At 62.6% G+C, this 10566-nt stretch carries 12 protein-coding genes; 7 read left to right on the top strand and 5 right to left on the bottom strand.

Annotation, left to right across the window (positions count from 1 at the left end; all coding sequences use genetic code 11):
- On the bottom strand, positions 1-1108 hold a 1108-nt coding region (locus ABR948_RS25065; protein WP_428123158.1), incomplete at its 3' end, for a M3 family metallopeptidase.
- Between the two features lie 129 nt (positions 1109-1237).
- Here ABR948_RS25065 and ABR948_RS25060 point away from each other — a divergent pair.
- From ABR948_RS25060 to ABR948_RS25030, 7 genes are all read left to right on the top strand, one after another.
- Positions 1238-1498: a hypothetical protein gene (locus ABR948_RS25060; RefSeq protein WP_428123156.1), complete on the top strand. Its 261-nt coding sequence runs from the start codon at positions 1238-1240 to the stop codon at positions 1496-1498.
- A 631-nt stretch (positions 1499-2129) separates the two neighbouring features.
- Positions 2130-3272, top strand: coding sequence for a type III PLP-dependent enzyme (locus ABR948_RS25055; protein ID WP_428123154.1), 1143 nt, complete (start codon positions 2130-2132; stop codon positions 3270-3272).
- A 120-nt stretch (positions 3273-3392) separates the two neighbouring features.
- Complete coding sequence (locus ABR948_RS25050; RefSeq protein ID WP_428123153.1) at positions 3393-3977, top strand: GNAT family N-acetyltransferase; 585 nt, start codon at positions 3393-3395, stop codon at positions 3975-3977.
- A 10-nt stretch (positions 3978-3987) separates the two neighbouring features.
- Positions 3988-4170, top strand: a complete 183-nt coding sequence (locus ABR948_RS25045; protein ID WP_428123152.1) for a hypothetical protein — start codon at positions 3988-3990, stop codon at positions 4168-4170.
- Between the two features lie 73 nt (positions 4171-4243).
- Positions 4244-4633 carry a RidA family protein gene (locus ABR948_RS25040; RefSeq protein WP_428123151.1) on the top strand — a complete coding sequence of 130 codons (390 nt, stop codon included), beginning with the start codon at positions 4244-4246 and terminating at the stop codon, positions 4631-4633.
- 68 nt (positions 4634-4701) lie between these two features.
- Complete coding sequence (locus ABR948_RS25035) at positions 4702-6135, top strand: homospermidine synthase (protein ID WP_428123150.1); 1434 nt, start codon at positions 4702-4704, stop codon at positions 6133-6135.
- Positions 6136-6516: 381 nt separating this feature from the next.
- A complete protein-coding gene (locus ABR948_RS25030; RefSeq protein ID WP_428123148.1) occupies positions 6517-6981 on the top strand; it encodes a hypothetical protein in 465 nt (154 codons plus the stop codon).
- 63 nt (positions 6982-7044) lie between these two features.
- Here the strand turns inward: ABR948_RS25030 and ABR948_RS25025 are convergent, their stop codons facing one another.
- The 4 genes from ABR948_RS25025 to ABR948_RS25010 form a co-directional block, all read right to left on the bottom strand.
- Positions 7045-7785, bottom strand: a complete 741-nt coding sequence (locus ABR948_RS25025; protein ID WP_428123147.1) for an acetoacetate decarboxylase — start codon at positions 7783-7785, stop codon at positions 7045-7047.
- Between the two features lie 293 nt (positions 7786-8078).
- A complete protein-coding gene (locus ABR948_RS25020) occupies positions 8079-8408 on the bottom strand; it encodes a hypothetical protein (protein WP_428123145.1) in 330 nt (109 codons plus the stop codon).
- Positions 8409-8478: 70 nt separating this feature from the next.
- Complete coding sequence (locus ABR948_RS25015) at positions 8479-9510, bottom strand: WD40 repeat domain-containing protein (protein WP_428123143.1); 1032 nt, start codon at positions 9508-9510, stop codon at positions 8479-8481.
- The gene (locus tag ABR948_RS25010) at positions 9510-10559 is read right to left on the bottom strand and encodes a CobW family GTP-binding protein (RefSeq protein WP_428123160.1); all 1050 of its coding nucleotides are present in this window, start codon (positions 10557-10559) and stop codon (positions 9510-9512) included. Before ABR948_RS25010 ends, ABR948_RS25015 begins: the two co-directional genes overlap by 1 nt.
- Positions 10560-10566 lie beyond the last annotated feature (7 nt).

Genomic DNA, 10566 nt, shown 5'->3' with positions numbered 1-10566 from the left:
GATAGGGCTTGATCGCGGCATCGTCGAAATTGGCCCTGATCTGCCGCAGCTTTTCGGCGTAATAGCGCCAGTCCCACGGTGCCAGCGCGAAATTGCCGCCCTCTTCCGCCACCAGCGCCTGCAGGGCATCGCGATCGGCCAGCGCCCGCGCCCGCGCCGGCTTCCAGACCCGCTCCAATAGCCCGCGGACGGCCTCAGGCGTCTTGGCCATCGAATCCTCGAGGCGATAGGCGGCGAAGGTCGGGAAGCCCAGGAGTTTGGCGCTCTCCTCGCGCAGCCTGAGGATCTCGACGATGGTCTCGTTATTGTCGTTGCCATTGCCGTTGTCACCGCGCGCAACGAAAGCCTTGAACACTTTTTCGCGCAGGTCGCGGCGGCCGGAGGTCTTCAGGAACGGCTCCACGAAGGAGCGCGACAGCGTCATGATCGCCTTGCCGGCCATGCCCCGCTCGTCGGCCGCCGCCTTCGATGCCGCGATAAAGCTGTCCGAAAGGCCGTCGCGATCGGCCTCGCCGAGCTCCATGAACCAGTCCTGTTCGTCGCCCAGCAAATGATGGCTGAACGCGGTGCCGAGATGGGCCAGCCGCTCGTTGATCTCGGCCATCCGCTTTTTCGCCGCCTCGTCGAGCCCGGCGCCGGAGCGATGGAAACGCGTATAGGTGCGCTCCAGGAGCCGCATCTGCTCAGGCGTCAGCCCGAACGTGGCGCGGTTGTCGTGCAGGAGCGCGATCCGGCCGAACAGCACCGCGTTCATCATGACCGGGTTCCAGTGCCGCGCCATCCGCAACGACACCTCCTTGTCGATCTCCAGCAGCGCCGGATTGGAATGCGCCGACACCAGATCGTAGAACACCGACGAAACCTTGGAGAGCAGCTTGCCCGAGCGCTCCAGCGCGGTGACGGTATTGGCGAAATCGGGCATCGCCGGATCGTGGGTGATCGCGGCGATCTCGGCCGAGTGGTCGGCAAAGGCCTGCTCGAAGGCGGGCAGGAAATGCTCGGGCGCAATCTCGGCAAAGGGCGGGGTCTCGAACGGCGTCCGCCACGGCTTCAGCAGCGGGTTGGCCTGAGCTTGCGAAAGTGCCGGCGTTTCCGAGGTTTCTGGCATAGGAATTCCCGTTTGCGTCCCAAATGAGTGAGGGACGCTATATCACGCGATCGGGCTTTTTTGGGCCTTTTACGCTTGATAGCGAGGGCCTTTTCGGAGAGATTGCGCCCCTTGAACAGGACAGAACCCATGAGTGCGCAGCCCTCCCCGACCAGCGCCCGCCAGATCGTCTGGCCGAGCGTCGTCACCGTGATCAGCGCGGCGATCCTGATCGGCGCCGAAGTGTTCGGTGCGGCTTTCGCCGGCGGCTGGGCGCTCGCGATCCTGTTCGGCTTCGACGACACCGGCGCGCATATCCTGCAGGCCGTGCTGTTCGCGGTCGGCGTCTTCATCATGATCGCGTTCATCCGCGCCGCACAACGCGTCGAGCCCTTTACGCGCCGCGCGTAAGTCGTGCGCGCGACAAAGCCGCGCGCCGCAGGCCTCAAACGCTCACACCTCGTTAAACAAACTTAACGTCTGTTCACTTTTGGCGCCGCTGGCGCGTGCCGAGCGCGGCGCTGAAACGCCGTGTTAGGGAAATTTGCTCACAGCCTAAAAAAAATGTTGCGAAGCAGACTCAAAACCCTTATTTGCAGTCTTGCCCAATTTCGCACGTGCCTGTGGTCGTGTGTCAGTCGGTAGGTATCCGGACAAGAGGCCGGACAGCCGCCAAGGGATGAAGAACCGAGGGTCGCTCAAGTCGTCTTGGACTTGAGAGTCCAGCATCTCTCTCAAGAGATGCCGTTGAAGGTCTCTTTACTCCTTGCAACCGTGCAACGGGGGACGCGACTTAAAGCAACGACGGATCGGGCTTTTTTGGTCTCTGCCGGCTTTCCACCAGCCGGCGCGAATACCGAAGAGGCTTGTCCTTCATTGCCAGGTGTGCGGGCGGGATCATTCCCAACCAATCCACGGCAGCACAATTCGGTCTGAGCTTTTGGCCCCCTCGCGCCTCCATCGCGTGATGTGGCTGAAGCGCTTTGATCCGAGATCATTTTTGAACGTGTCCCGTCGCTGGGCCGTTTGGGAGGGTGCTACTATGACTGAACGTATTCAGGAATTCCTGCGCAACCGCCGTAACGAGGGCCAGGACGTCGAGCCGTGCCTCGTCGTCGATCTCGAAGTCGTGCGCGACAACTACCAGAGCTTCGCCAAGGCGCTGCCGGACAGCCGCGTGTTCTACGCGGTAAAGGCAAACCCGGCGCCGGAAGTGCTGTCGCTGCTGGCCTCGATGGGCTCCTGCTTCGACTGCGCGTCGGTCGTCGAAATCCAGATGGCGTTGGCCGCCGGGGCTTCTCCGGACCGTGTTTCCTATGGCAACACGATCAAGAAGGAGCGCGATATCGCGCGCGCCTTCGAGCTTGGGATTCGCCTGTTCTCGGTCGATTGCAGCGCCGAAGTCGAGAAGATCGCCCGTGCCGCGCCCGGCGCCAAGGTGTTCTGCCGCATTCTCTATGACTGCGCAGGCGCCGAATGGCCGCTGTCGCGCAAGTTCGGCTGCGACCCGGAGATGGCGGTCGAAGTGCTCGACCTCGCCAAGCGCCTTGGCCTCGAGCCCTGTGGAATCTCGTTCCATGTCGGCTCGCAGCAGCGCAAGGTGAAGGCGTGGGATCGTGCCCTGGCGATGGCCTCGACGGTGTTTCGCGACTGTGCCGAGCGGGGCATCAACCTGTCCATGGTCAACATGGGCGGCGGATTCCCGACCAAGTACCTCAAGGACGTTCCTCCGGTCGTGCAGTACGGCCGGTCGATCTTCCGCGCGCTGCGCAAGCATTTCGGCAACCAGATCCCGGAAACCATCATCGAACCGGGACGCGGCATGGTCGGCAATGCGGGCGTCATCGAAACCGAAGTCGTTCTGATCTCCAAGAAGAGCGACGAGGACGAAGTGCGCTGGGTGTACCTCGACATCGGCAAGTTCGGTGGTCTCGCCGAGACCATGGACGAGTCGATCCGCTACGCCATCCGCACCCCGCATGACGGGGCGGACATGACGCCGTGCGTGCTCGCGGGCCCGACCTGCGATTCCGCGGACGTGATGTACGAGAAGATGCCGTACCCGCTCCCGGTGACGCTCGAGATCGGCGACAAGCTGCTGATCGAAGGTACCGGTGCGTATACGTCGACCTACTCGTCGGTGGCGTTCAACGGCTTCCCGCCGTTGCGGACCTACCACATCTAAAGACCTCCCAAGAGGCTTTGATAACCGGGAGCCGGTTCGCCGGCTCCCATCCTGTTCACATGCAAATTTGCTGACAACGCTCCCGCGGCTTGCTGCCGTTGGAGCGAGGACTGACGTGCCATGACTGCTTTGCGGAACACCCCCGTTGCCCTGACCCCCGATGCCGCTCCGTTCGTGATCCGTGCGGAACGTGCCTCGGACGTCGTTGCGCGTGAAGCGCTGCTGGATGCCTGCTTTGGCGTAAACCGCCAGATGCGCACCTGCCAGCGCCTGCGCGATGGACGCCTGCCCGCCGAAGGCCTCGCGCTCTCGGTCGTGCATCAGGGCCGGCTGGTCGGAACCGTGCGGTTGTGGCACGTCAGCGCCGGGGGCGTCCCGGCGCTGATGCTGGGCCCGCTGGCGGTCGACAAGTCGTGCCGCGAGCTTGGCATAGGCGCTGCGCTGATGAACCACGCGCTGGCCGCCGCCCGGGCGCTCGGGCATGGCGCCGTGATCCTGCTCGGCGACGCGGCTTATTACGCCCGCTTCGGCTTCGCGGCGCTCAAGACCGGCGAGCTGTCGCTGCCCGGTCCGTTCGAACGCGACCGGCTGCTCGGTCTCGAACTGCGCGAGGGCGCGCTCGACGGCGCCTTTGGAATGATCGTTGCGAGCGGCGCTTGGCTGCCGAAGACCGGAACTCACCGTGTGAAAAAGCACGCGGCCTGAGCGCGACATCATGACAGACAACCCGCCGTCGATGCGCGCCGCCCCGATTCTGCCTAATCTGCGCACCCGGACCATCACGACCGTGCTGATGGTCCTTTTGGTCATCATGATCGTCATGGACATCTTCGCCCGCCGGCGGGCCACGGCCGCCGCGGTCCGCTCCCAGCGTGACTTATCGCTCGTCGTGCGATAGCGAGAGGCTGTGCCGGGCAAAAAAGCCGATAAAAACCCGGCAAACCGCACGAAAAGTAAAGATCGAGGTTCCGATGCCACGCCGTCTCATTTCCACCGGATCGCCGTTCGAGAAAGCCGCCGGCTTTAGCCGGGCCGTGATCGACGGCGATTTCGCCTTCGTGGCCGGTACCACCGGCTACGATTACGCCACCATGACCATGCCGGCGGATGTCACGAGCCAGACACGAAACTGCTTCAAGACCATCGAAGCCGCGCTGAAAGATGGCGGTTTTGCGATGACCGACATCGTCCGCGCGACCTATTACGTCACCGCGGCCGGGGACGCCGATGCGGTGTTCGCGGTCTGCGGCGAAAAGCTTGGCGATATCAGGCCGGCCGCAACCCTGCTCGTGGTCGCCGCACTTCTGAAGCCCGAGATGAAGGTCGAGATCGAAGTGACCGCCAAGCGAAACCCCGCCTGATTCCCTCATTCTGATCCCATCAATCTGATTTCCCTGCGCCAGCGCATCCCTGTTCCGGAGACCCATCCATGAGCCCGTCCGATCAACCGATTCACGCCAAGATTTCCGGCCCCATTGTCATGATCGGCTTCGGCTCGATCGGCAAAGGCACGCTGCCTTTGATCGAACGGCATTTCGAATATGACAAATCGCGCTTCGTCATCATCGATCCGCACGAGGATGGCGAGATCGCCACCCAGCACGGCGTGCGCTTCATCAAGCAGGCCGTAACAAAAGACAATTATCGCGACGTGCTGGTGCCGCTGTTGACCGCCGGCGGCGGCCAGGGATTTTGCGTCAATCTGTCGGTGGACACCTCCTCGGTCGATATCATGACCATGTGCCGGGAGATCGGCGCGCTCTATATCGACACCGTCGTGGAGCCGTGGCTCGGCTTTTACTTCGACAAGACGATCGGTCCCGAAAAGCGCTCGAATTACGCGCTGCGCGAGACGCTGCTGGCGGCCAAACACAAGAGCCCAGGCGGCACGACCGCGGTCTCCACCTGCGGCGCCAATCCCGGCATGGTGTCCTGGTTCGTCAAGCAGGCGCTGCTCGACATCGCCCGCGACACCCATACGCCGTTCAACGATCCGAAGAGCCGGGAGGGCTGGGGCCAGCTCGCCCACAAGCTTGGCGTCAAGGGCATCCACATCGCCGAACGCGACACCCAGCGCTCCAAGAAGCCGAAGCCGATGAACGTGTTCGTCAACACCTGGTCGGTGGAGGGGTTTGTGTCCGAGGGCATGCAGCCGGCCGAACTCGGCTGGGGCACCCACGAAAAATGGATGCCGGACAATGGCCGCGCCCATACCGAGGGCTGTGGTGCGGCGATCTATCTGCTGCAGCCCGGCGCCAACACCCGCGTGCGCTCATGGTGCCCGACCCCGGGCGCGCAATATGGCTTTCTCGTCACCCACAATGAGTCGATCTCGATCGCCGATTATTTCACGGTGCGCGACGGCCAGAAGGTGATCTATCGCCCGACCTGCCACTATGCCTACCACCCCGCCAATGACGCGGTGCTGTCGCTGCACGAAATTTTCGGCGCCACCGGCAAGATGCAGCCGAAATGGCACATCCTGGATGAGAACGAGATCGAGGACGGCATCGACGAACTCGGCGTATTGATTTATGGCCACGGCAAGAACGCCTATTGGTACGGCTCGCAACTGTCGATCGAGGAAACCCGGGCCATCGCGCCCTACCAGAACGCCACCGGCATGCAGGTGTCGTCGGCGGTGCTGGCGGGCATGGTATGGGCGCTGGAAAATCCGACCGCGGGGATCGTCGAGGCCGACGAAATGGATTTCCGCCGCTGCCTCGAAATCCAGCGGCCCTATCTCGGCCCGGTGAAAGGCTATTACACCGACTGGACGCCGCTCTCGGACCGGCCGGGACTGTTCCCGGAAGACATCGACACGTCGGATCCCTGGCAGTTTCGCAACGTGCTGGTGCGGTGAAGGGCGCGCGATAAGCGTTTTAAAACTTTCCGCTGTCATCACCCGCGAAAGCGGGTGATCCAGTAAACGCCAGCGTCACGATTCCGATGAATGCCGCGGAATACTGGATGCCCCGCCTTTGCGGGGCATGACCGTTGAAGCAGAACGCGCGGCTGGTCATTCCCCTAGCCTGCGCGTAGCCCTTGACCACCCGCGCGTATCGTCAGGCTTGCCCGGAACAAAGTCGACCAGGACCCTTCGACACCGGATTATGCCGTCAAGACCGAAGCAGGGTTCTAACTCAATCTCGTAATCGTTGGATGACGGGTCGAGCTCATAGAAGGGGCGGCGGTCGGGGCGCTCCGGCGCACGTCGAAGATGAAGGCCTGAGATAACATTCTGATGGCTGAAGCCATTCAGTTGAAGGTCGATGATATCTTCGAGCGCAAAGGTAACGACGGCGTGCTTATCAAGTACCCGGTGGCCGCGATGACCCACCTCGTTCGTCTCGTTCCAGGCATGAATGACGAGCATGCTCGGGGCCCGACGGCGCAGATCAAGGCTCACGATCTCCGCACCATGAAAACCTGGAATCTGACCGAACCACGCGATGAGATTGGGGCCGCCCGGGATGCTGGCGTAGATTGTCTCGACTTCGTTCATGTTCCGCAGGAAAACAATCCCGCTTGCTTGGTCAAGCAAGTCCGGTTCCGATGGTTAGCCAAACGTCGCCAAGCGAGATTCCTCGATGCGCCATCGCAGATTCCGCTGTCATCACCCGCGAAAGCGGGTGATCCAGTAAACGCCGGCGTCACGATTCCGATGAATCTCGCGGAATACTGGATGTCCCGCTTTCGCGGGGCATGACGACCGTGGTGGAATCGCGCCCTCGGCGACAGCGTTACGTGTCGGCGCGGGGAATGACGGTTATCACTTCGCCAGATAATCGAACGCCACGCTCCCGAGGCCCAGCGTCAAATCCGCCTTGAAGTGCAGCGCCGAGATCACCTCGCGCACCGGCAGCCGCGCCACATCCGCCAGCGCGTGCGGAAACAGGCCGAGCGCGGCCGGGCCGGTCCAGGCCTCTTTCAGGGTGATATCCTCGAGACCAAAGCGCACCAGCTCGCAGATCCGCGGGCTGCCATCGACGTGGGGAATGATCTTCAGAATGAAATTCGGCGCCTTCATGCCTTTCAGCACGGTGTCATGATCGACCGGACGGTGCTTGTAACCCATGGTGGCGGAAGCGCAGAGCACCGAACCATAATGCAGCGTTCCCACCAGCACGTCGCTCTCGACCTCGATCTTCGGCGTCGCCCGCTTCTTGGGAAATCCCCACAGCTCGCGGCCGCCCGCGATCGGCGCGTCGTCGTCCAGATACATCGCGTGGGTATAGGCGCCGTCCTCGCCGTTGAGGCGGACCGGAATCACCTGCCCGGTCTCGGTGTAGTCGCCGAAGCCGGTCGAATCGGGCATCCGGATGAATTCATATTTGACCACGGAATCCGTGATTTCGAGCGGCTCCGGCACCACGGCGGCGAGCGCTTCCGGATCGGTGCGATAGGTGATGACGAAATATTCGCGGTTGAAGAAACGATAAGGCCCCGGCGGAAACGATGGATTGGTGAGCGGCATCGAATAGGCGTTTCGCCTGACATCGTCGATCTTCATTACCTGCCTCGTCTGTTCATTCACGCGATCGCGTGTTTCAAGGCGGGCATTATGCGACAGCCGATGGCTACAATCGAGGCTGTATAATCGGCAGCAGCCGGGCGCGGATCGCGGCCATTGTCATCGTGCCGTCAAACACGCCACTCGACCCCGTCATTCCGGGGCGATGCAAAGCATCGAGCCCGGAATCTCGAGATTCCCCGATGTGCAATTGCACATCTGAGGCTCGCTCGTTTCACTCGCGCCCCGGAATGACACCGTGGCCCAAACAGACATCGCGCTCTCAGAAAATTCTATCTTTCCTTGATTGGCGGCGCGATCTTTTCCGCTGGAGCCGGCGGCAATGCCGGCGCAGCGCCTATCGTCTGCGCGCCGGCATCAGGGTGAGCCGGCTCGGGTGCGGGCGTAGTCGGACGCGCGCCACCGGGCTTTGACTCCGCGGGTGCGTTGTCCGGCGCGGTCGAAGGCGAGGCCTGCAACGGTTGCGTCGCCTGCGCCATTTGCGGATTGCGCGCCGGAAGCTCCGTCAGCGAAAGACCTGACATCACCAGCCCCGTCGCGACAATCGCGGCGGCAAGCCAGAAATCCCTGCTGGCAGCACTTTTTCTGTCGTTCGGATACATCTCGATCACCGCAAAATTGTTCGCGGGATCAACGGATACCGGAGCACATGGTTCCCCGGGAACCCGGTTGCTACAGCGCCAGCAGCCCGGCGTCGCCGTCCTCCGCGGCAAAGGCCAGCAGCGTGCCCCGGGCGTTCCAGGCCAGTGCCGACACCGGCTCGGTGCCGTTCTTGCGCACCAGAATTTCGGCGCCGTCCTGGAGCCGCACCATCAGAATAGTGCCATCGCTATAGCCCGCGGCGAGGATATCCTGCTTCGGATGGCAGGCCACCGCGGAAACACGCGCCTGCAGCGGCGCCAGCATCGCGGGCTCCTTGCCCATCGGGCCGTCCTTGCTGGCGAACGGCCACAGGATGATGGTGTCGGCCCCTGATGTGGCCAGCGCTTTGCCGCCCACGCTCCACGACATCGACCTGACGCGCCCGGGATAGCCGGTCATGCGCATGTGCCGGTTATCGGCCAACCGCCAGCCATGCAGCGCCGGCTCGTGCATCGCGGTCACCAGAAACTTGTTGTCGGGGCTGAACACGACGCCGAGATGCGAGCCTGCCCATTCCAGAACTTCCGCCGTCGCCACCATGTTGGGAAACCACAGCGTGACGCCGTTATAATGCGCGACCGCCAGCCGCAGACCCTTGGGCGCAAACGCCAGACCGCCGACCGTCGAGGGCACGTCGAAAGATTTTTCCTCAGCCCTGCCACTGCGGACAAAGGCGGTCTTGCCCGCCGACCACGCCACGGCGCCTTCGGGATGCAGCGCGACATTGTCGATCCAGCGCCGTTTGGCATCGGTCGCAAGCAGCGTGACCTCGCCCTTGGCGTCCAGCGCAACGAGCTTGCCGTCATCGCCGCCCATGACGATGCGCTTGCCGTCGGACACCGCGCACAGGATGCCGCCGCCATGCACGGACACAAGGGACACGGACACTTGGGAGATGTCCCCCTGCCCGCTCACCATCGCGACGCTTTCCTCGGCGCCGACAAAGACGGCGTGGTCGCCGAGGAAATGCACCGACGTGACGGGCATGCCGATCGCGACCGGGCGCACCTGGTCGGTGACGGAAATGATGGAGGCGGCCTCGCCCGGATCGAACTCTTTCATCACGTGGTGATACAGCTCTCGAAACCGTCGCGGATGGTCTGCTCCGGCAATTCGCGGCCGATGAAGACCAGACGGCTCTCGCGCGCCTCGCCGTCCTTCCAGGCCCGCTGGTGATCGCCCTCCAGCATCATATGCACGCCCTGGAACACATAGCGCTCGTCATCGTCGGTGAAGGCGAGAATGCCCTTCGAGCGCAGGATCTTCTGGCCCTCGCTGGCGACGAGGTTTTGCAGCCAGGGCATGAACTTGGTGGCATCGAGCGGCTTATTGGTGCGCAGCGACAGCGATTGCATGTCCTCGTCATGGTAATGTTTCAGGCCGCCATGGTTGTGATCGTGGTGATGATCGTGGCCGTGGTGGTGGTCGTGATCATGGTGGTCGTGACCATCACCGGCATCGAGAAATTCCGGTTCGATCTCCAGGATGCGATCGAGATCGAACGCGCCGCGCTCCAGCACGTCCGATAGCGCAACCTGGCAGCGCTCGGTGCGATGCAGCTTGGCATAGGGGTTGATGGCCCTGATCCGTGCTTCGACTTCGGCGAGTTCAGCCTTGGAAACGAGATCGGTCTTGTTGAGCACGATGACGTCGGCGAACGCGATCTGGTTCTTGGCTTCGGGCGCGTCCTTGAGCCGGTCGTTCAGCCATTTCGCATCGGCCACCGTCACCACCGCATCGAGCCGCGCGTTCTTCTGGACATCCTCGTCGACGAAGAAGGTCTGCGCCACCGGCGCCGGATCGGCCAAACCGGTGGTCTCGACGATAATGGCATCGAACTTGCCCTTGCGCTTCATCAGGCCATCGAGGATGCGCACGAGATCGCCGCGCACGGTGCAGCAGACGCAGCCATTGTTCATCTCGAACACTTCTTCATCGGCACCGATGATCAGGTCGTTGTCGATGCCGATCTCGCCGAATTCGTTGACGATCACGGCGTATTTCTTGCCGTGGTTTTCCGACAGGATGCGGTTCTGAAGCGTGGTCTTGCCGGCGCCGAGATAGCCGGTCAGCACGGTCACGGGGATTTTCTGGGACGTCAAATCAGACATAATGGCT

This window comes from Bradyrhizobium sp., from assembly GCF_050014615.1.
Taxonomy (GTDB): domain Bacteria; phylum Pseudomonadota; class Alphaproteobacteria; order Rhizobiales; family Xanthobacteraceae; genus Bradyrhizobium.
Note: the sequence above shows the minus strand (reverse complement) of the source record. Positions and strands in the feature narration are given on the sequence as shown.